The following is a 21,537-nucleotide window of genomic DNA, read 5'->3' as shown; positions in this document are numbered from 1 at the left end:
GTCATCGCCGCGGACTTTAAGTTGTCGTCGGCGATAATGGAGATAAGATGCCGTCCCGATTCGGTGCTGACCAGAGTCTTTTTTTGCCGCTGGATGTAGTTGCGCTTAATTAACACCTCAATAATCGAGGCTCGGGTTGCCGGCGTACCGAGACCTTTTTCTTTTAATGCTTCCTTAAGCTGTTCATCGTCGCAGGTTTTACCGGCCGATTCCATGATGCTCAACAAACTCGCTTCGTTAAAAGGCTTGGGCGGCGTAGTTTTGCCTTGATTGATCGACGGCTGTTGCGAACCGGTTTCGCCTTGCACAAAGTTAGGCAGGATTTTCAGTTCTTTATCGGCTTGCTTTAACGCGTCATTTTTATATAAGGCTTGCCAGCCGGGCGATTCGATAATCGTACCGATGGTTTTGAACTTTACTTCGGCTATCGGCGTTTCTGCATTAACGCTGCCCAGAACAGTAGTAATTTGTTTGATGCAAGGCGGATAAAACGCCGCAATAAACCGCTGGACTATCGCTTCGTAGACTTTGGCTTCCTGTCCCGACAAAGTACCGGGCAATGCGGTCGTGGGAATGATCGCATGGTGATCGCTTACTTTGGTGTCGTTGAATATGCGGCTGCTCAGCGCCAGTTTATCGAGATCCAATGGCTCAATCTGCTGCTCAAATTTAGAGCGCAATTTAGTCAACAAAGGCTTCATGTCCGGCTTCATATCATTGGTTAAATAGCGGCTATCGGTACGCGGATAAGTAACGTGCTTTTTCTCGTATAACTGCTGGGCGCAGCTTAAGGTTTGATCGGCAGTCAAGCCGTAGCGGATGCTCATGTCTTTTTGCAGATCGGTCAAATCGTACAATAACGGAGGACTGAGCGTTTCCCGCTTGCCTTTGACTTCGTTAATCCGAAAATCCCGCCCGGAAATTTGATTTAGCAGGGCTTCCGCATCGGCTTTGCTGTCGAACCGTCCGCCGACATATTGAAAATCGGCATCCCGATACAAGGTGTGCAATTCCCAAAAATCCTTGGCCACAAAGCTGCTAATCTCCGAATCTTTTTGCACGATGAGTGCCAATACCGGCGTTTGCACTCGGCCTATCGTCCATAAGCTGCCTTGCTGGCCGAACTTGAGGGTGTAAAGCCGCGTAGCATTCAAGCCGACTATCCAGTCCGATTCGCTACGGCATTTGGCTGCGCGGTAAAGTCCGTCATAGGCATGGCCTTCCTGCAACTCGGCAAAGCCTTTGCGTATCGAGTCGTCGGTTAAGGAGCTGATCCACAAGCGTTTGAACGGTTTATGCACACAGCCGGCCCAGGACAGGATGTACCTGAAAATCAGCTCCCCTTCTCTTCCCGCATCGGTTGCGCAGATGATTTCGTCGGCTGCCTTGAACAAGCGCTTGATGGTGTTTAGCTGTTTTTGCGCTGAGGCGTCGCCCCTCGCTTTTAAGCCGAATCGTTCGGGAATGATCGGCAGGGATTCCAAAGACCAGCGCTTCCAGGCTTGGTTATATTCATCCGGCTCTTTCAATTCAACCAGATGCCCGAACGCCCAGGTAATTTGATAGCCGTTGCCCTCAAAATAACCGTCATGCTTGCTGCTGATATTCAGGCATTTGGCTATGTCGCGGGCGACTGAGGGTTTTTCGGTCAGGATGACTTTCATGATGCCGGGTATACAGGTATCGTTCCCAAGCTCCGGCGCTCGTCGTTATATACAAGTCTGTTCAAGACCGTTATTTTGGTATGAGCGCTGGAATGGCTCGGATGTAGGCCGGAATAAGCCCGCCCGGCGACAGCAAGGGCGGGCGTTTCCGGCAATCGGAACGCCGGAAACGCCGGTCCTGCGCTTAACGCACGGACAGGCTTATTCCGGCCTACGTCGAGATGTGTATAACAACGAGCGCTCTGGCGTGAGAATGAAGCTAGAGACACTCCAGAATGGGAACGATTAATCATTTAATAATCTTATAGCACGGCGAATATTTCTTCCCCGGCAATTTCATACGATGTTGCGCAACAAATGAGTTCAATAACGAATCCATCAATGCCATGATGTTTTCATCCCCGTGAATTTCAAAATGTCCGTATTGCTCAATGGCACGAATACCTTCGTCTTTTACGTTACCTGCAACGATGCCGGAAAACGCACAGCGCAGATTGGCGGCCAGATTATGACTTTCCTGATCTTTATGCAAAGCTAGGCTTCTCATATTGTCATGGGTAGGTATAAACGGCTGTTGGAACACATGATCGATCTTAAGCAGCCAATTGAAATAGTACGCATCTCCTGTTTCTTTACGAAACTGGCGCACCTGTTGAATACCTGCCTGCATTTCCCGAGCGACTTGCACAGGATCATCAATAATAATTTTGTAACGCTGCTGTGCGGATTCACCCAAAGTTCCGGCAATGAACCGATCTATTTCCTTAAAGTAATTTTCCGAACAGTCCGGGCCGGAAAATACCAGTGGAAACGGCATGTCTTTATTTTCAGGATGCAACAGGATACCCAGTATATAAAGTATTTCCTCCGCCGTACCTACACCGCCCGGAAACACCACGATACCATGTCCGACACGGGCAAACGCTTCCAGGCGCTTTTCAATATCCGGCAGAATCACCAGATCGTTGACTATAGGATTAGGTGATTCTGCCGCAATAATACCGGGTTCGGTTATTCCTAAATACTGGCCGTGTTTTATCCGCTGCTTGGCATGACCGATGGTTGCACCTTTCATCGGGCCTTTCATCGCACCTGGCCCACAGCCGGTACAAATATCCAAGCCGCGCAGCCCCATCTCATGGCCGACTATCTTGCTGTAATCGTATTCCTTACGACTGATTGAATGTCCGCCCCAACACACCACCAGGTTTGGATTAGTCATCGGCCGTAGAATTTTGGCATTGCGCAAAATGTGAAATACCGCGCTACTAATACCGTCCGAGGTGTCCAGGTTAAACATCCGATTATTATTGATCTCGTCACTGACGTAGATAATATCTCGCAGCACCGCAAATAAATGCTCATTGATGCCTTTGATCATTTTGCCGTCAACGAAGGCATGGGCAGGGGCAGATTTAACGTCCAGTTTAATACCGCGCTGCTCTTGGACTACACGTATCTCAAAGTCGGGATAGCGTTCCAGCAGTTCCTTGCCGTTATCCATGTTATTGCCGGAATTTAATACAGCGAGCGAGCAATTGCGAAATAGCCGGTACAGTCCGCCTTGGCTGGTATCGAGCAGTTTCGTAACTTCGGTTTTGGACAGTACATCCAATCGTCCTTCAGGAGTAATGCGTGCGTCAACTACTTGATATTCCATAAGCTTCCTTTTAGTTATGTCAGAGTGGTACCAGTTAAACATAATATTTTCGATTCATTCAGCATTCAGCGATCCATAGGTATCTTTAGCACAGGTTAACTATCACGGGCTATGACAATGAATTCGAAAATAAAAGAAATGTTGTTCGTTGGCTTTGCGCTACTATCCACCGCTTGTGCACATTATCCGCAACAGTATTCATATTATCCTGATTACGGCGGTTACAGCAGTGGATATACCATTATGCACAGAAATTATTATGGCGAAAGGCCGAATCATTATGATCATGACTATGGTCATCATCATGGTAGAGCTTATTTTCCACATCATCGCCAACATGATCAATACAATGTCCAACGCCGCTGGGATAATGATTATTCAGCGCATCATCAACGCGGCAGAGATTATGATCATTCCTTTAACTATAGAAATGGTCGCCAACATAACGATAACCATGACAGTCATCGCAATAACTTCGACCATAGAAACCATGATTAATGGTTTACCGCCAATAAACATCTCCTGTAAATTTAAGGCCTTTATCTCTTATGAGAGACTATTTTCTAAATTTTCAATGGCTATACTGGGAATTAGCCCCTATAATGCAGTGCTAAGTAGGTAGCATTCCGCACAAACGCGAGGCTTGTACTTAAGTTTTGCATGTTATTCAGCACTTTTCAGAAATTCTACTCGCTTTTCTCCTTAAAATTGCCCGGCATGATTTGCAATCAAACTTTTTTCATTGATTTTTTATAGGTAATTTTATGGCAACAGGTACTGTTAAGTGGTTTAACGATTCTAAAGGTTTCGGTTTTATTTCACCTAGCGATGGCAGCGCGGACGTATTTGTACACTTTTCTGCAATCACAAGTGAAGGCGGCTTCCGTACATTGGCTGAAGGCCAAGCAGTTAAATACAATGTCGAATCAGGCCCTAAAGGCCCACAAGCGTCACAAGTAAGCGCCGCTTAAAACTGCTTTACTTTCCAACATCCAACCCCGCCTTAGATAATACGCGGGGTTGTGGCATATCCGGTTTACCCGGCCAATCAACTCACCCCCTAATTTAGGACATGTCTTTTGAAACGAATTTTTGTAGGAAACTTACCTAGCGAAGCCACTGAAGAAACTGTACAGGCTTTATTTTCTGAATACGGCAAAGTCCGTTCCATTCAACTTGTTTCCGATATATTTAGCGGAAAATGCCGTGGCTTCGGCTTTATTGGGATGGAAGGCCACGAAGCAAGAGCTGCGATAGCCGCGCTGGACGGCAATTTATACTGCGGAAAATCTTTAAAAGTTAAATTTGAAGAGACGACTCCCGGTAAAAATGGCAGACGCCATTGAAGCATTAACGATACAGCCTCTGCTCCACCTGATTAATCAACTGCCTTAGCGCATATGACAAGGGAATATAGCTGAGCTATCCGGGCGACCTGTTTACCGGTCGCCCCCTAATATCGAAACTGTAGTCATTCTTTTCTCCCCCAAAGAACATCAATGCCTTGTGCATTTGCCGGATATTTATGGAGCTCTATACAGAGTCTTTATCCGAATATCCACGCAAAAAGATGATAAATTCAACCGATTGGTTGAGTGATAAAAATCCGCTATATTTAAAAAAATAAAGCTTGACAGCAAACTTCAAATCCAGCCTTTTCCACAGGCATATACAATATACTTTTGTTTCAGCAGCATAGCCGCAAAACCTCACTATACCTATAGAAAAACTCCGCTAAAATCATCTTCTTACAACCTAAGTGATTGATATTCTATATTATATCCACACCGAGTCGTGCAGTGACTACAATCTAAACAATTTAACAAAAAAGCTTAAGAAGTGAATAGTTAGGACTTATGATTCCAGTTTACACACAGAGTTATCCACAGAAAATGTGGATAACCCTGGTCAAGAAAACGACCTCCCTATTTGTCGGTTCACGTTGTAAAAACCTGACTAATAGGTCATGCCAATATTTTATTCCTGCTTGTCATTTACCAAATCGTAGGTGATGTCCGAGTTAAATCCCATAGGCCAATAGATAGCGGCGGCGGGCGGCCAGAATATTGAAGCAGTGCGGAATTTTGTTCTCAATTTACCCTCTTTAATTACTTTTCCGCCTTTTTCCAAACGGTAAGGAATGCCTCCTTCCGGCGGTACTCCCGCAGCAGTCCAGAAGAACGGCTTGGTGGTTACCTTGCCATCGGCTTTGATGTCTACCGGCTCCGGCCTTTTGTAGACATACAGATCGGAGCCGGGCGGCACTTTGAATGTACCTGTCGTGGTACAGCCTGTGACCAAAATCAGCAAAGCCAAGGCTAAACACATTTTTCTTATCATTGTAGTTCTCCAGGTTTAACGGGACATCAACCATCCCAATGCTTAAAAATCAAAGAGGTATTGATACCGCCGAAAGCAAAATTGTTACTCATCACATAGTCGCAATCGAGCTGGCGGATATCCTCTTTAATATAGTCCAGCCGGGCACATTCAGGGTCAATGTTGTCAAGATTGGCCGTGGCATGAAACCAGCCTTCATTCATCATATTGACCGCCACCCAGGCCTCTAACGCCCCGCAAGCGCCCAGAGTGTGGCCGGTAAAGCTTTTCAGCGCACTGATCGGCGTTTTATCGCCGAATACCGCAGCGGTCGCATGGCTTTCGGCAACATCGCCGTGACTTGTCGCCGTGCCATGCGCACTGATGTAACCGATCGCGGATGCTTCAAGCTTGGCATCCTGCAAAGCCAAGCGCATCGCAACCTGCATACTGTCACTGTTAGGCTGGGTGACATGCAAACCATCCGAATTGGTGCCGAACCCCACCAATTCGGCATGAATATCAGCGCCACGCGCCAAAGCATGTTCCAGCTCTTCCAATATCAACGTTCCCGCGCCTTCACCGATGACCAGCCCGTCCCGGTCGCGATCGAAAGGCCTGGGGCTTTTCTCGGGCATATCATTGCGAAGACTGGTTGCAAACAACGTGTCGAAAACCGCGGACTGGATGGCCGATAGTTCTTCAGCACCGCCCGCCACCATCAGTTTTTGCTGACCGAACTTTATCGCTTCATAAGCATAACCTATGCCTTGACTACTTGAGGTGCAGGCGCTTGAGGTCGTGTAAATCCTTCCGTTTATGCCGAAGAACAGGCTGATATTGACCGGTGCTGTGTGACTCATCATTCTGATATACGAGGTGGCATTCAAACCGCCGGTTGCATGATTAAGGAGCATATTGCCGAACTCGGCGATGGCATCGGGGCTGCCGGATGAACTGCCGTAAGCAATGCCCATCTGCCCGCTTTTAAGGCAATCGTCATGCAACAAACCGGCATCGCTCAGCGCCAATTCGGTTGCGTAAGTCGACATTAAAGCGATACGTCCCATGCAGCGAATTTGCTTGCGCGAATAATGCTCAGGCTTGGTGAAATCGGCCGGCGCTCCCAAACGGGTATTCAAGCCTTGGTATTTGTCCCAGTCCTGCATTGTTTGAATACCGGTAGACTTACTTTTAAGGCGCTCGGCGACTTGCTGCCAATTATTGCCTATCGGCGAAATCCCCGCCATGCCGGTCACTACCACGCGTTTCAACATAAACCACCATTGACGGAAATGACCTGCCGGGTAACGTAGGCAGCATCTTCCGACATTAAAAAAGCCACGACTGCTGCGACTTCTTGGGGGCTTCCTACTCTACGCGCCGGAATCATTTTTTTGATTTCCTCCAGAGGCAATTCGCTGACCATTTCCGTCTCGATAAGCCCTGGCGCCACGCAATTGACGGTGATGTCGCGTTTTGCCAGTTCGAGCGCCAGTGCCTTGGTAGCACCGATAATACCGGCTTTTGCCGCACTGTAATTGACCTGGCCGCGATTGCCCATCAAGCCGGAAACCGAAGATAACGTTACGATGCGCCCAGGCTTGCGCCGCCTGACCATCGGCATCACCACCGGCTGCAAAACATTATAAAAACCGTCAAGATTGCTGTGAATCACGCTGTCCCATTGTTCGCCGGTCAGCGACGGAAAGGCGTTATCGGCCGTAATACCGGCATTGCACACCACTCCGTAATAAGCGCCGTGATTTTCAATATCCTGATCGATTTGTTCGCTACATTGTGCGCGGTCGGCAATGTCGAATTGTAAAATCCGGGCTTGTCGGCCTAGCCGCTCGATTTCAGCAACGACTTCCTCGGCCTGCAAACGTTGGCTGCGGCAATGGATGACCAAATCAAAACCCTGTTTAGCCAGATATAATGCTATGGCTTTACCGATGCCCCGACTGGAACCGGTCACTAAAACAGTTTTATTCATATTATGCTTATGTATTATTTAACGGAAGTTGAAAAACATTGAGGTTGGCCGTGACTTCTACGTCCATCCCCTGAATTAGGCAGTCAAAAACCCCTAGGCCGTCATCCTGCATGATTTTATTCACCCGTATCGTTAGCTTTGAGCCGGCCTTAAAAGCTGCAATATTACTGCTAAAACGCCTGGTTCCCAGCAAAAAACCCAGCCGTATCGGCTCATTAGCCTGTCTTGCCGTAATGCCTGCATACGCGGCTATCGTTTGAGCCATGTATTCAATACCGGCCCAGGCAGGAACGGATTCATTATCGCCTAGTAAACCATCGTCACGTACCACAAGTTCGGCTGTCAAACTCTGATCGTCATAGTTAATAATACGATCCAGCAACACCATGCTGCCGCTGTGCGGAATCAAATCGGTAACTGCTACTGTATCGTTTAATAGACCTACGGTTGCTGTTCTCGATTGCTGCTGCGAACGCGATTTTAACTCTCCCATCATTGTTGGGAGCTTATCTATTGTATCAATGCAGTCGTCGGCCACTTTGTTCATGCTCGCTCCACCACAATAGATAAGTTATTGCCGCCAAAAGCAAACGAGTTGCTTTGACAAGTATTAATTCTACGCCCCAACATGCCGCCTTTTTTTACCAGGTTTAACGCTGGCAATGTTGTATCCGGCTCATCATCGTTGATATTGGGAATCAACGCGCCTTGTTCATTGTCATGGGTCAGCAGCAACCAACAAAACGCCAGTTCCAATGCAGCGGCAGCGCCCAAAGTATGCCCGGTCATGCCCTTGGTGGAACTCGCAGCCACAGCCTGACCAAATAATGCATTAACGGCTTTGCTTTCCATTGCATCGTTCAATACCGTAGCCGTGCCATGCAAATTTAAATAATCAATCTCAGCCGGTGTTTTACCTGCATCGTCCAGCGCATTTTGCATGGCTCGGATTACATCGGTTGCATCCGGATCCGGCGCGGCAAAATGGTACGCATCGCTGGTTGCACCTATGCCTCGCAAGATGACCGGTCCCGGTTTTTTACTCAATACAAAAAGGCTGACTGCTTCGCCGATATTTATGCCGTCACGGTGCAAGCCGAACGGCTTGCACAAGCCGGTACTGATAGACTCCAGCGCCGCAAAGCCATTAACGGTCAAACCGCATAAACTATCTGCTCCGCCCACTATAACCGCATCGCATATGCCCTGCCTGATTAATCGCCGCGCCGATGCAAACGCCTTGCCACTGGAAGAACAGGCCGTAGAGATCGTATAAGCCGGGCCTTGAACGCCCAGAATATCCGCCAAAAAGTCCGCTCCGGCACCCATTTGCTGCTGCTTGTAATGAAACGCACCAGGCAATGCGCCGTGGTCTGCCCAATAAGCCAACGCAAGTTCGGTATTGCGTACCCCCGACGTGCTGGTGCCCAGCACAATGCCGATACGATCAGCGCCGAATCGGACTTTCATATCGCTAACCGTTTGCTCGATCTGGCTTAAGGCTGCTAACAGCAGGCGATTGTTGCGGCAATTGTAAATCCCCCCCTTACCCCCCTTTTTCAAAAGGGGGAGTGAGTGAGCAATTTTCTTCTCCGCACAAGGGAAACTCTCTTTTTTTACCAAGCAGGAATCTCCCCCCTTTGAAAAAGGGGGGCCGGGGGGGATTTCTGGAAGATCAGCATTAACGGCACCGACAAAACAGCGAGTCCCAAACTCATCGCTGGGCACCAATCCCGACCGATCGCCGGCCAGCAAGCGTTTTAATACTTCGGATTTACTAGTGCCTGCCGCACACAGTAAGCCTAAGTCATTCAGGTATAAGTTCATAACTTATGGTTTTAATATGCAGGGAGTAATTGTACTGAAAATTGATCAGTTCCACGGCTTTAGGCCATACAGGATCGGGGGATAAATAGTTAACTTCAACTTGTTTGTTATTCCTGACCGTTAAAATTCGCGTGTTCTGACCGGTTTCCAATCGCCACTCGGCCGGAAGTATTTTTTGCAGCTCGGCAATCGGCCAATACACCAATTGCAGATCGGAAATGATGAACTCCGGGCTGACCGACTCCGGCAATAACAGGCTTTTGTCGGATACAACATGCTTGCCGTCATAAGTTAAATTGAACAGGCTCAAGCCATCATTGCTGAGCCCGGCCATCGCGATATGCCGGGAATCCAACTCCAAAACTGCCAACAAGGATTCCTGCCGATCCCCCCACACGGCGTCAATTTGCTGCACTATCCGTCTGGCCGGGCCTAAAGGCTGCGCAATCGGCATCGATTCCGTTTTAGCGGTAACTTTCTCCGGCTGTATCAGTCCACAGCCGGACAACCATAGTAAAAACATCGCACTTATGACTTTTACGCTGTTTCCCAATTTCCAGCACGGCGTAGCGCATGAGAACGAGACGGTCTCGCCAATTGAAAACGTTGCGAGCCAGACCTTCCAGGTTTTAAAAACCTGGAAGGTCTCCATACCGGTATATTTCCTGCCTATCGCCAGATAAGGAACTATCGGAATAACGTACTTATGTATAACGATGAACACAGCGAGTGGAAACGAAAAAAAAATCAACCCCGGCATAACTCAACCAAAGTATCCAACCTCGACCGGGCATTTTTGACATAAGGATTATTTTCGTCCCAGGCATAACCGGCCAGTATTGAACTGATCATCGCCTTAACTTCGGGTTGCTGCTGCGGGTGAAAGATCACGTCCTGAAAACGGCCATCATACCAAGCATCGACAAATACCCGGAAAGTATTGACGCCGCGCTGCAAAGGCTCGGCGTAATCCTGCTGCCAGTCCACTGTTTCATTGTTAAATTGCCTGACCAGAATATCCGCGGCCAAGCTGGCCGATTTCATCGCAATCGTTACGCCGGATGAAAACACCGGATCCAAGAACTCACCGGCATTGCCCATCAACGCATAACCTTTGCCGTACAAGCTTTTTACATTGGCGGAATAACCGACGATGGTATTGATTTTTTCATCGAACACAGCATTTTGAAGCAATGCGGTCAGGCTGGGGTCCTGATTGATGATGTCCTGCAAGGCCTGGTCGTTATTGTCCCATGACTTAAAAAATTCCGGCTCCGCGACCACACCCACACTGCTGCGTCCGTTGCTGAACGGGATAAGCCAATACCAGACATCTTTATGCTCGGGATGCACGGTGATCCGGATTTTGTTTCTGTCGAACCGGCCCTCCCCGATCCGGTCTTCAATATGCCCGAACAAGGCTTGCCTGACCGGAAACCCGGACGGCGATTCCAAATCCAGCAACTTGGGCAAGATGCGCCCGAAACCGCTGGCGTCCAGCACAAAATCGGCACGGTAGATCATGACCTCGCCGCGGCTGTTACGCACAGTAAGCTCCGGCCGGTCGGAAGCGAAATCGGCCGCCATCACTTCCATTTGCCACTGTATGTCAACACCCATTCGCACCGCTTCATCGGCAAGCAGCTTGTCGAACCGGCCGCGCTGCACCTGAAACGTGGTGCCCATGCCGGGACTGAATTTGTCTTCAAAGGAAAACTCGGTATGCAGATCTCGATAGACAAAAGACGCGCCGTTTTTATACTGAAACCCGGCATCGACCAACGCATCCATCATCCCGGCCTGCTTGATGAATTCCATGCATTGCGGCAACAGGCTTTCTCCGATACTGAATCGTGGAAACAGCTGGCGTTCAAGGATGGTCACTTTAAAGCCCTGGTTTTGCAGCAATGCACCGGCGATACTCCCGGACGGCCCGGCGCCGATAATGATAATTTCGCCTTTATTATTCTTATTTGTCATGATGATTTGTCACTACTCAAATGTTAAAAAATAGAACGCAGATGCCAAAAGTAGGCGCCTCTAGGCGACGCTGATAAATATGATGAACACAGATAATTCAATAAAATCTTATTTAATCATAATTATCAGCGTCGCCTAGAGGCGCCTACTTTTGGCATCTGCGTTCCATTGTATTTGATGACTGAATATCCTTAAGCCCAATCAATGGCGCGCACAGCAGCGCCGTTACAATACCGGCAGTTACCGTAAAACCGAACGCATGCACGATCTCGGTAGAACTTGCCGCCAACAAGCCGAATGCCAGTAAGGTCGTTAATGCCGAAAGCGTAACCCCCAGCGAAGTGCTGGCGCGCCTGTCCCCTGCCATAAAAAAGAACAGCCCGTAATCGACACCGATGCCCAATACCAGTAACAACGCAAACAAGTTGAACAGGCTGAACAATTGGCCGAACCAGCCTGACATGGCTAACGAAACCGCCAACGCAACAACCGGCACCGACATGATGGTCATGCCATTGCGCCAACCGAACTTGTAACCCAAACCTAGCGAAGCCAGGCAAAAAGCAATCGCCAACAAGCCGCTGGCCCTGATCCGATAACGCGCAAACAACGACGATACCGACTCGACCTGATCCACCCAGATTACGCCAGACAAATCCTGTAGCGCCGTCAACGCACTAATATCGTTGATGCCGATTAACGCAACCGTGCTTTGGCAGTGCCCGAAATCACAGCCCAGCCACAACTGTTGCTTGGTTTGATCGGCAGCTGCCAGCCACTCCGGCAAGGTCAATGTGTTGCTTGCTGCCTCGGCAAACTGTTTGTACTCGGCTTTCACTGCCGCCTCGTCAAAGCCAAGATCGGCCATATAGCGTTCAAGCAAGCCTGAATCGTACAGCTTATGTTTTAACAACTGATAATTTTGTTGCTGCTGAGTCGCATCAGGCCAATAATTGCTCAAGCCTTCATAAGCGGTCAGGGCTTTTTGTTGTTTTAACGCTTCCAGGCGTTTAAGCAATTTTTGTTCATTTTGATGCCATTCAGTTTGATCTTTCCCCGACACCAAAAAAAACTGGTTGTCGGGACTCATCGGAAACAACTGACGGATTTTATCGGCGGTGCGGAGCAACTCGGCCGGTGGCGATTGCAGTAAGCGCACATCATCCTGCGGCGTCAGCAGCCACAGGCCGCCCGCGACAAAAACCGACAATATCAAGCCCAGCCAGCGCCGGTTGTTGCTTACCCAAAGCGGCCAGTGCTCCTCCCAATAGGTGGTCAGTTTAAGTATGCCGGGCTGATGGTCGAATCTGAACCCGGTTAACAGCAACGGAAACAGCAGCACCACCGTCAGCCATGCGACCAGCAGACCGACAGCGGAAAATAACGCAACTTCCTGCAAGCCCGGAAACGGCGAAAAGCCCAAGCCTGCATAACTTAGCAGATTGCTTGCTAGCCCTAAAGAAAGTCCCGGAAGAATAAACTTTAGGCCTTTCCGGGGATTCCAGTCCTTCTCGCCGAAGCTGTCGCATAAAAAATGTTGCGCATAGTCATCGGCAACGCCGATTAAACTGGCGCCAAAAACCAGCGTCAGGATATGTATCTTTCCGAAAAACAGTACAGAGATAACCAACGCAGCAATCAGGCCGCTGCCTATCGCGAGACTCGATAACAGCAAAGGCCGCATACTGCGAAAAGTCGCCCACAGCAACACGATAATGCCGAGACTCGAACCTATGCCGACCGTGGAAATTTCCTGTTTGGCCGACTCAGCTCCATGCGCGGTAAATAACGGCATGCCGGAAACCAACAACTCGCCGCCTACCGCTTTGACTTGTTCGGTGGCGCTGTTAACCAGACTCGACAAGGTTTCCAGTTTATCCAGCTGTAACTTCTCATCTTGCAAATCGGTCAATAGCAATGCCCAAAACCGATGCTGATCGGACAGCACGACGATGCCCTGTTCCAAATTCAGCTTGATCGGATTTTGCGCATTAAAATAACGGCTGAATATCAACGACGGATCTCGCTCAAGATCGGCCGCCTGCATCTGCCCGATGGGGCTATTGAGTATCTCCAGATTTTGCTTGATTAAATCCTCAGGATTAGTCGCCAAGATTGATTGGGATTGCGCATCCAACAGCCGATAGCGATAAGGAAACAGTTGCCGGTATTGCTGGATATATTGCTGTTGGGGAAACTCCAGCACCACCTTGCTAAACAGCCGGCTTTGCTCCAATTGCTGTTTAAGTTTTTGTGCATGATTGATGGCTTCTTGAGACGTTGTCGCGCCAGTCAGCCAGATCACTTTCCGGTTCAGCAGCTGATTATGTTGCAGGGTAGCTTTGGCGATTTCCGGCTGCTGTTCGCTGGTCGGCAATAACGCTAAAAAGCCGGTTTCCAGCCAGTCTCTAGTCAATACTTGGCCGCCGAGAATACAGATGGCCAGCATTCCGGCCAGCCAAACTCCTGCGGTCAACTTAGGGTGATAAACGTTCAAAATCGGCTTGTTGCTCGTCGTTTAATTTTGCAGGGTGCGTGATGTTATCGAAGCTAATGCGGGTTATGTTGCCGCCTGCTTCGCGTATTTCAAGATGACGCAGCTCGGTATCGCCTGACAACATCATCGTGCTGATGATTTTTTTCAGCATCTCCTCCTTGGGCGTTAACTCCAATTGCCAGGAAGTTTTTTGATCGGTTCCGGTCACGCTAAAGCCATCGGTCAGCGCCGCTAAATCAGCGCCCAACATGGCCTTGAAAACCTTGCCGAAAGCCGCAGGTACCGCTTGCTCCCCTTGCCCTGTCAACAGCCGCGATTCATTGACCAACAGTAACGAAACAACCGGCGTCAGAGTTTTCCAGATAACGCCTTTGCTTTGGTGATATGTAAACGTGCCCGAGGAAATTAAAGGCTTGTGTAAAGCTTTCAGGTATTTTTGCTGGTAAAAGTCGCCTTGAGTGATCGGCGTTTTTGCCAAGCGTGGGGTAATTTGAATTAACACATCGTCAGCGTAACTTTGACCTAACAACAAAAAAAACAGTAATAACGTTTTTAAGAAAGTAGCCGGAATATAGCAATAGCGTAATCCTGTACAATCTTGGAGCAAGGCAGTGCTAAACATGCAACTCAACCGCTAAATGGTGGAAATGTTTATCAATCGTCAATACTTTTGCCTGAAAACGTTGAGCGATAACAGCGATTAACGCATCTGTTAAAGGTAGGGTTATCCCTCGACTTCTTAGCTCTTGCAATAACAATCCGGCACTTACCCAATCAAACTCCTGCGTAGGAAAAGACGTCACAGAATTTATCAAAAGATTAATTTGTTGTTGCTGTTTTTCAGTTTTAGCGCCTTGCAGCAATTCGGCAATAATTACACCTGTTATAGCGACTTGATTATTTTCTATTAAAAAAGCCACTTGATTTCCTAACTTACCTTCCTGGTAACGTAAAAAATCAATCCACGCGCAAGTATCGACTAAAACCAAACCATCACTCATTTATTGATTTCCAAATCGCGCAATGCTTGCCAGTTATCTTCAATATCGACTTGTCCGCGCAACGCTAATAAATCCTGCTGCCGCTTTGCCTGCTGCAAATAGGTTTGAATAGCTTTATAAATAGCTTCGGATTCATTATTAGAATGGGTGTAAAGCATCAAGCTTTTTAACTGCTGATCATCAATAGTAATGGTTGTTTGCATGGTAAAATCCTAAAATTTATATTTAACTTGAGTGTTCTATACCTGATTTTTCTTAGCTCTGCAAATCCCACAGCATGAGTATTTTTGCCAATCGTACAGCAATTTGAGTCAACATTGCTTCATCTGCGGCACTTTGATTAAATAATTAAGAGACCTCTAGACCGAGTTTTTCAGACAACACAGCAGGCGATGCAAAGCACATTTCTTTAGTGATCAAGTCTACCGCCACTTGAACACTATGACCTTTGGTCAGCCTTAAGCCTGTACCTTTATCAGTGATCAGGTAGTTTATTTTCAGGCGATTTTCCCATTCAACGATTTGAGCTTTTACCGTAATTGTTTGCCCGAATACCGCCGGTTGCACATAACGAATACTCAGATCGATGACCGGCCAGGCATAGCCTGAATCACGCATTTGCGGATAGTTGTAATCTATCTTTTCCAACAAAGCACAGCGGGCGATTTCAAAATACTTGGCGTAATGGCCGTGCCAAACGACTTCCATCATGTCGACATCATGGAAGGGGATTTGCAGATCAATTGATATTTGATGAATAGTTTTAGTCATACAAATCCCAATGCCGCTTGCGAATTAGCTCCAGGCACAGCCGCAACTCTTGTTCCAACGCCCGGTCAGCACTCAAAAACGAACTATGCTCCCGCAATTGCCCAACAGTCTTTTTCAAAGCCGGGCTTAACGCCTCCACATTGCCCCGCAACTCAACACCCTGAATAACTGCAAACAACACCGCCACAGCAACCTGCTCGGTCAACTCCAAAATGCGGATGCAATCTCGTGCAGCTATCGTGCCCATGCTGACCTTGTCCTGATTGTGACATTCGGTGGAGCGGGAAAACACGCTGGCAGGCATCGTCAGTTTAAGGGCTTCCGCTGTCCAGGCGGATACGGCTATTTGCAAAGCTTTAAAGCCATGGCTCAACAAGGCTTGTTCGCCAATAGCGCCGGACAGATTGGCAGGCAGGCCATGATTGAATTTTGGGTCCATCAACTGCGCCATTTGCCGGTCCATTAAATCGGCCAGATTGGCTACGGCGGTTTTAAGAGAATCCATCGCAAAGGCAATATGTCCGCCGTAAAAATGGCCGCCGTGCAAGACGTGTTCGTCTTCAGCATCAATGATCGGGTTGTCGTTGGCGCTGTTTAATTCGTTTTCGATAAACTGCCTAAGCCAAGGCAATGAGTCTTCCAACACCCCGATGATATGCGGCGCGCAACGCAGGGAATAGCGATCCTGCAAGCGGGTATCGTGGCGCGGCGCGCTATGCTGCAACTGTAAATCCGAACGTATCCGCTCGGCGACGCGGTTTTGGCCGGGATGCGGCTTGACCGAAAACAGTTTCTCATCAAAGTGGTAGGCATTGCCGTTCAAGGCGACCGAAGCCAAGCTGGTGATGCGTGTGGTCAACCGGGATAAGTATTCGGCTCGCTGATAGGCCAGACAAGCGATGCCGGTCATGGCCGCCGTGCCGTTCATAATCGCCAAGCCTTCTTTAGGTTTTAAGGTCAACGGTTCGATATTGAGCCCGGCAAAAACCGTTTGCGTGGATTGGCGTTGTTTCTGATAAAGCACGTCCCGCTCACCGGCCAGCACGGCTGCAACATAAGACAAAGGTGTTAAATCGCCGCTGGCGCCGACCGAGCCTTCCTGCGGAATTATCGGCAGAATGTCCTGTTTTAACAATTCAGCCAACTGCTGTAATAGCTTGTAGCGGACACCCGAATAACCGCGAGCCAAGCTGGTCAAACGCACCGCCAGTATGGCTCTTGTTTGCTGGGCATCAAAATGATTGCCCAACCCGCAACCATGGAAAGTATAGAGCTGCTTAGGCAGTTGATCGACCAGATTCAGCGGAATGGAAACCGTGCAAGACTCACCGTAACCGGTAGTTACGCCATAAACAAAACCTTCTTCCTTTAATAAATCATCGATAAACCGGGCGCCTTTGTCTATGCGCTCAATAAATTCAGGTTGCCTGCCTAACTCAACCTGCGCTTGTTGGTTAGCTATCTGATAAACGTCTTCAATAGTCAACGACTGACCATCAAAAACCACGGTATTTTTACTGTTCATCCACCCGCCAAAAATCGAAAAAATTAAACCACTGTAACGGTTCCATTAAGCAATAATGCTCTAGTCGCTGGGCATAACGCTGAATTGTTTGCTGCATGGATTGCTCACGGTTTTTTCTGGGGAAAATCAACATATCGCTGAAATGCTCAAAATAGATCACCTGTTTGCCCAGTTGCTTCAAGCAAAACAAAGTATAAACCGGGCATTTAAGCAATGAAGCGAGGATAAACGGACCTTGCGGAAACGAAGCATCAGCACCCAGAAATCCGGCCCAGCTAACCCGCGGATTCTGATTTACCGACGTTCTGTCTGCGGTAATAATAATCAACTCGCCGTTATCGATTTTATCACTCAACAACATTGCCGTCGCGGCGCTAATGTCGGTAACCTGAATCAGGTTTAAGCTGCTATTCTCGTTGGTTTGCCTTAGCAAACGATTAAATTTTTCAGCATGTTTGGTGTATACCAATACGTTAATGCGAGGTGCATCGTCCATATCCGCAATCACGCGGCAGACTTCAAGATTACCCAAATGAGAACCTAGCAAGATTGCACCTTTATTCGCCTTGATTTGAGCCAGCAATTCGTCGCGTCCTCGATAACTTATGTCGGCACACGACAACGCGCCCGACCAGGCCGCCAATTTATCGATAATGGCATTGGCAAAGCTAATAAAGTGCCGATAGCTGTCCCAGAGATTTCCACTTAAAGTTGATTTAGGCAGCAGCTTCGCAACGCGCTTTAGATAGACCTGACTGGCTTCCCTGCCCGGCTTGTTCGCCAGCCAGTAATAACTCACGACGGGATATAAAAACCACTGCAACACAGTACGCCCGAACACCAGGTAAACGCGCAGCAAAAAGCGCATGCCCCAAATCATGCTCCATTCGCCTACGTCCGACCAATGCGAAGGTTTTTTCATGACTGATGTCTGCTCAGCAACTGCGGAATACGCAGCAACATGCCGAAAAACAGTTTGGCATGGGCTTTTGAAATCCTCATATTATCCTGCCACAACTTGAAATGCGACACGCCGTCATAAGGGTAATGGACAGCAGTCGGAATATTGATCATATCTACGCCTTGCCAATACAAGCGCACCAGAATGTCGATGTCGAAATCCATGCCTCTGGCTATGTGTGTCTCACCGGCTAACTCCGCGACCGCTGCCAGAGGATACAAACGAAAACCGCACATGCTGTCTGCAATCGCAAGCGACAAGGTGTTGATCCATACCCACAGATTGGCAATAATTCGGCCGTAAACCCGGCTCTTCGGCGCTGTTTTATCAAACAGCGGTTGACCTAAAATCAACGCGACAGGATGCTGTCTGCCCGCCTCAATAAATACAGGGATGTCATTAACATCGTGCTGTCCATCGGCATCAATCTGAATCGCATGGCTAAATCCCAAAGCCTGTGCAGTCTTAAAACCGTCCAGCACGGCAGCGCCTTTGCCGCCGTTTTCCGAACGCTTGATTAAGGTAAGCCAATCCGGTTCCCGTTCGACACAATCTGCCAAAATCTGGGAGCACAACGTCGAGCTGCCGTCGTTAACCAGTAAAGTAGGAAGGCCGAAGTTTTTTAATTTTGCAAGCACATGTGGAATAGCGGCTTCATGATTATAAACAGGAATGATGATGCAGATTTTCATCCGTTGCCCTCGTAAACCATACGCCCTGAGCTATGCGCACCGCGCACTGAACTGAAATTAAAATACAGTTTTCCCAGTACTGATTTCCAATCGAGAACCAAAGTTAATTCTTCTCCAGGCTGGATGATTTGCACAAATTTGATGACTTCCATATATGAAAACGGCTTATCAATGACAAAAAACAGTTTACCGAAATGCTCCACCCAAGCCAGCTGCACCACTCCCGGTAATATCGGGAAATCGGAAAAATGATCGGGAAAATAAACCAAATCTTCGGGCACTCTTAGACCAAGCCGGACGCTATCGGGAGCCGTTTCAAGATTAAGTACTTGCGGCAGTTTTCGATTATCAAAATCCAACAGGCTTGTTAACAGCTGCCGATCGATTTTGCCTTGGCTCGTTAACGGTATCGTGTTTACAAACAACCACTTTCGAGGCAGCACGACGGATTCGAACCATTGCCCAAGCGTTTCGCGCAGTTGCCTGATTAGCCGGTTTCTGCCTTGGGTTTTCAATTGTTCCAACCCTTGCCGGCTTAACATCACAACCGCCGCGACGACATCCCTGCTTTTGGTCATCACCAGTGCATGGGCATCATCTATCCACGGCTCTGCCATCAAGTGTTGTTCCAGTTCGACCAAAGATAGGCGTTTTTCTTCTATTTTGACTATGCGATCCGAACGTCCATTCAGCATGAAACGGCCATCGTCCAACAGGGTGATTTGATCGTCCAGTTGAATCCCCCCCCCTGCCCCCCCTTTTTCTAAGGGGGAGAGATATTTCCTTGGCAGCGGTGAGAATTCCTCCTTGCTAAAAATAGGTGATTCTTCTTTTTCCACAAAGGAAAATCGCTCATCTTCCCCCTTTGAAAAAGGGAGGGGAGATTTCCTTAGCAACGGTGAGGATTCCTCTTTGTTAAAAATAGGTGATTCTTCTTTTTCCACAAAGGAAGATCGCTCATCTCCCCCCTTTGAAAAAGGGAGGGGAGATTTCCTTGGCAGCGGTGAGGATTCCTCCTTGCTAAAAACGGGAGAATTCTCTTTTGCCACAACGGAAGGCTTCTCATCTCCCCCCTTTGAAAAAGGGGGGCTGGGGGGGATTTGCAAATAAGGCGAATGTAACAACCACTTGTCATCAATACAACTTAACCTCACCCCGGAAAATAACGTCCAAGCCTTTTCCTGCTGCCGCCAAGCAATACCGCCAGTTTCGGAACTGCCGTAGACTTCAATCACCGCTTGCCCACTGCTGCTAAATATCTGCTGGGCCGCGTTCTCCGGTAATGCGCCTCCGGAACTAAAAATCGCCTTTAAATCACTAATGCCGTCCCAAGGCGACTGCTGATCCAAGCGCTTTAAATGCGCAGGGCTGGCAACCCAGTAAGCCGATCCCTGTTGAATAGCATTAACCAGTATTTCAGGGTTGATATAAGCCTGACTATGAAAGCACCGCCCTGCCGATAACGGCCATAGCACACGAAACAGCAAACCATAAATATGCTGATGACTGACCGTTGCCAATGCCTCCGCATCGCCCAGCTGTTCGCCCCAATGTTCTTCCAGCGTGGCGATTTCAAGCTGAAACTGATTTAAGCATTTGGCTATCGGCTTGGCTTGGCCCGTGGAGCCGGAAGTAAAAATAACCAACTGCTTGCCCAAAGGATTTAACGGCGATAATGATCGGTTGGAACTAGCCGATGCGTCTAAACAATAATCGAAATTCTCGCCACTGTGCCAATCGCCCAGCAACTGACAGTCTTGCGCTAATTGCTCGGCAGTGCCGGGACGATTATTGCCGGGTATCCAGATTTGTTTACCGGCATGCAGCAACGCAAACAACAGCACGGCAAACGGATAGGCGTCTTCGGTGTACAAGGCATAGTGCCGGTACGGTTGCGCTTGCAGTTTGTCTACCCAGAATTTAACCGCGCTTGTAAATTGCCCGGCCGAATAATACTGCCCGGCATGATAGGCAATTAGCGTATCAGTTGACCTTTGGATGCTTAAACAGTGGGACAGCGGCAGCAGCTTATCTGACATGCTTCTGGGTTCTCATCCTGACCAGATACTCTGCGGCGAATAAAACGCCCATCAGCACATAAGCGATCAGGCCATTGTATAAACTCCAGACTTCCAAACTGCACCAAACAGCCGTTACCCATGCCAGAATACCATTAATAATAAAGAAGCCGCACCAGACTTGAGTCACACGGCGAGTGTAAATAACGCCTTCCGGAGGTAAATCAGGGTGTTGTATACGAGCCAAACGTTCAACCAAACTGGGCGGCGAAAATAGGCTCCAACCGAAAATGAGCAGCATCAAGCCATTGACCAGAATCGGGTAAAACAGCAACGTGCCGAATTGATTGCTCCACATCGCAAATAAACAATAGCCGATGCCCGCAATCAATAACGGGGTGCTCCAATGTTTAATCGAATAACTGGCCGCCAGTCTGACCAGCAGCAACACAATCAATATGGCGGCTATTTTCCAGGGCTCGAAATATTCTCTGCCGAAAAAAACCGCCAACGGGTATAACAGGGTGGAAAAACCCATCACGCCGTTTACAAACCAGCGCATATTTAGTTCGTTTCCACGTACTTATCTCGTTCCCACGCAGCGCGTGGGAACGAGAAGAAAACCA

At 48.4% G+C, this 21,537-nt stretch carries 23 protein-coding genes; 4 read left to right on the top strand and 19 right to left on the bottom strand.

What is annotated here, in order from left to right; all coding sequences use genetic code 11:
* Positions 1-1,664, bottom strand: a 1,664-nt coding sequence (locus EPO18_RS19655; RefSeq protein WP_292436418.1) for a DNA topoisomerase 3, incomplete at its 3' end; no start/stop codon positions are given.
* Between EPO18_RS19655 and EPO18_RS19650 the strand changes: the two genes are divergently transcribed.
* Positions 1,663-1,953, top strand: coding sequence for a hypothetical protein (locus EPO18_RS19650; RefSeq protein WP_292436416.1), 291 nt, complete (start codon positions 1,663-1,665; stop codon positions 1,951-1,953). The two genes, EPO18_RS19655 and EPO18_RS19650, sit on opposite strands and share 2 nt — an antisense overlap.
* Here EPO18_RS19650 and ppnN read toward each other — a convergent pair whose 3' ends face one another.
* The gene (gene ppnN / locus EPO18_RS19645; RefSeq protein WP_292436414.1) at positions 1,954-3,324 is read right to left on the bottom strand and encodes a nucleotide 5'-monophosphate nucleosidase PpnN; all 1,371 of its coding nucleotides are present in this window, start codon (positions 3,322-3,324) and stop codon (positions 1,954-1,956) included.
* A gap of 148 nt (positions 3,325-3,472) precedes the next feature.
* Between ppnN and EPO18_RS19640 the strand changes: the two genes are divergently transcribed.
* The 3 genes from EPO18_RS19640 (at position 3,473) to EPO18_RS19630 (ending at position 4,670) form a co-directional block, all read left to right on the top strand.
* Positions 3,473-3,946 carry a hypothetical protein gene (locus EPO18_RS19640; RefSeq protein WP_292436413.1) on the top strand — a complete coding sequence of 158 codons (474 nt, stop codon included), beginning with the start codon at positions 3,473-3,475 and terminating at the stop codon, positions 3,944-3,946.
* A 142-nt stretch (positions 3,947-4,088) separates the two neighbouring features.
* Positions 4,089-4,295, top strand: a complete 207-nt coding sequence (locus EPO18_RS19635) for a cold-shock protein (RefSeq protein WP_292436411.1) — start codon at positions 4,089-4,091, stop codon at positions 4,293-4,295.
* 108 nt (positions 4,296-4,403) lie between these two features.
* Positions 4,404-4,670 (top strand): RNA recognition motif domain-containing protein, encoded by a 267-nt coding sequence (locus EPO18_RS19630; protein ID WP_292436410.1) that lies wholly within the window; start codon positions 4,404-4,406, stop codon positions 4,668-4,670.
* A gap of 631 nt (positions 4,671-5,301) precedes the next feature.
* Here EPO18_RS19630 and EPO18_RS19625 read toward each other — a convergent pair.
* The 17 genes from EPO18_RS19625 to EPO18_RS19545 form a co-directional block, all read right to left on the bottom strand.
* Positions 5,302-5,664 (bottom strand): hypothetical protein, encoded by a 363-nt coding sequence (locus tag EPO18_RS19625; RefSeq protein ID WP_292436408.1) that lies wholly within the window; start codon positions 5,662-5,664, stop codon positions 5,302-5,304.
* Positions 5,665-5,690: 26 nt separating this feature from the next.
* Positions 5,691-6,920 carry a beta-ketoacyl-ACP synthase gene (locus EPO18_RS19620; protein WP_292436406.1) on the bottom strand — a complete coding sequence of 410 codons (1,230 nt, stop codon included), beginning with the start codon at positions 6,918-6,920 and terminating at the stop codon, positions 5,691-5,693.
* Positions 6,914-7,639, bottom strand: a complete 726-nt coding sequence (gene fabG / locus EPO18_RS19615; protein WP_292436404.1) for a 3-oxoacyl-ACP reductase FabG — start codon at positions 7,637-7,639, stop codon at positions 6,914-6,916. The genes EPO18_RS19620 and fabG overlap by 7 nt, the downstream gene beginning before the upstream one ends.
* 7 nt (positions 7,640-7,646) lie before the next feature.
* Positions 7,647-8,186 (bottom strand): hotdog family protein, encoded by a 540-nt coding sequence (locus tag EPO18_RS19610; protein WP_292436402.1) that lies wholly within the window; start codon positions 8,184-8,186, stop codon positions 7,647-7,649.
* Positions 8,183-9,466 (bottom strand): beta-ketoacyl-ACP synthase, encoded by a 1,284-nt coding sequence (locus EPO18_RS19605; protein ID WP_292436401.1) that lies wholly within the window; start codon positions 9,464-9,466, stop codon positions 8,183-8,185. Before EPO18_RS19605 ends, EPO18_RS19610 begins: the two co-directional genes overlap by 4 nt.
* Positions 9,447-10,226 (bottom strand): DUF3261 domain-containing protein, encoded by a 780-nt coding sequence (locus EPO18_RS19600; protein ID WP_292436399.1) that lies wholly within the window; start codon positions 10,224-10,226, stop codon positions 9,447-9,449. The genes EPO18_RS19605 and EPO18_RS19600 overlap by 20 nt, the downstream gene beginning before the upstream one ends.
* Positions 10,214-11,446: an NAD(P)/FAD-dependent oxidoreductase gene (locus EPO18_RS19595; RefSeq protein WP_292436396.1), complete on the bottom strand. Its 1,233-nt coding sequence runs from the start codon at positions 11,444-11,446 to the stop codon at positions 10,214-10,216. Before EPO18_RS19595 ends, EPO18_RS19600 begins: the two co-directional genes overlap by 13 nt.
* 145 nt (positions 11,447-11,591) lie before the next feature.
* Positions 11,592-13,943: an MMPL family transporter gene (locus tag EPO18_RS19590; protein ID WP_292436393.1), complete on the bottom strand. Its 2,352-nt coding sequence runs from the start codon at positions 13,941-13,943 to the stop codon at positions 11,592-11,594.
* Positions 13,924-14,565 carry a LolA family protein gene (locus EPO18_RS19585; protein WP_292436391.1) on the bottom strand — a complete coding sequence of 214 codons (642 nt, stop codon included), beginning with the start codon at positions 14,563-14,565 and terminating at the stop codon, positions 13,924-13,926. The genes EPO18_RS19590 and EPO18_RS19585 overlap by 20 nt, the downstream gene beginning before the upstream one ends.
* Positions 14,558-14,944 carry a type II toxin-antitoxin system VapC family toxin gene (gene vapC, locus EPO18_RS19580; RefSeq protein ID WP_292436389.1) on the bottom strand — a complete coding sequence of 129 codons (387 nt, stop codon included), beginning with the start codon at positions 14,942-14,944 and terminating at the stop codon, positions 14,558-14,560. Before vapC ends, EPO18_RS19585 begins: the two co-directional genes overlap by 8 nt.
* On the bottom strand, positions 14,941-15,147 hold the full coding sequence (locus EPO18_RS19575) for a type II toxin-antitoxin system VapB family antitoxin (RefSeq protein ID WP_292436387.1): 207 nt from the start codon (positions 15,145-15,147) through the stop codon (positions 14,941-14,943). The genes vapC and EPO18_RS19575 overlap by 4 nt, the downstream gene beginning before the upstream one ends.
* Positions 15,148-15,292: 145 nt before the next feature.
* Positions 15,293-15,715: an acyl-CoA thioesterase gene (locus EPO18_RS19570; RefSeq protein WP_292436385.1), complete on the bottom strand. Its 423-nt coding sequence runs from the start codon at positions 15,713-15,715 to the stop codon at positions 15,293-15,295.
* Positions 15,708-17,240: an HAL/PAL/TAL family ammonia-lyase gene (locus EPO18_RS19565; RefSeq protein ID WP_292436383.1), complete on the bottom strand. Its 1,533-nt coding sequence runs from the start codon at positions 17,238-17,240 to the stop codon at positions 15,708-15,710. The genes EPO18_RS19570 and EPO18_RS19565 overlap by 8 nt, the downstream gene beginning before the upstream one ends.
* Complete coding sequence (locus tag EPO18_RS19560) at positions 17,230-18,162, bottom strand: LpxL/LpxP family acyltransferase (RefSeq protein ID WP_292436381.1); 933 nt, start codon at positions 18,160-18,162, stop codon at positions 17,230-17,232. The genes EPO18_RS19565 and EPO18_RS19560 overlap by 11 nt, the downstream gene beginning before the upstream one ends.
* On the bottom strand, positions 18,159-18,893 hold the full coding sequence (locus EPO18_RS19555) for a glycosyltransferase family 2 protein (RefSeq protein WP_292436379.1): 735 nt from the start codon (positions 18,891-18,893) through the stop codon (positions 18,159-18,161). Before EPO18_RS19555 ends, EPO18_RS19560 begins: the two co-directional genes overlap by 4 nt.
* The gene (locus EPO18_RS19550) at positions 18,890-20,932 is read right to left on the bottom strand and encodes an ApeI family dehydratase (RefSeq protein ID WP_292436377.1); all 2,043 of its coding nucleotides are present in this window, start codon (positions 20,930-20,932) and stop codon (positions 18,890-18,892) included. The genes EPO18_RS19555 and EPO18_RS19550 overlap by 4 nt, the downstream gene beginning before the upstream one ends.
* Positions 20,922-21,473: a COG4648 family protein gene (locus EPO18_RS19545; RefSeq protein ID WP_292436374.1), complete on the bottom strand. Its 552-nt coding sequence runs from the start codon at positions 21,471-21,473 to the stop codon at positions 20,922-20,924. The genes EPO18_RS19550 and EPO18_RS19545 overlap by 11 nt, the downstream gene beginning before the upstream one ends.
* Positions 21,474-21,537: the final 64 nt, after the last annotated feature.

It is taken from the genome of Methylobacter sp. (assembly GCF_004322395.1).
GTDB lineage: Bacteria > Pseudomonadota > Gammaproteobacteria > Methylococcales > Methylomonadaceae > Methylobacter_A.
This window is presented reverse-complemented; position numbering and strand designations above follow the sequence as displayed.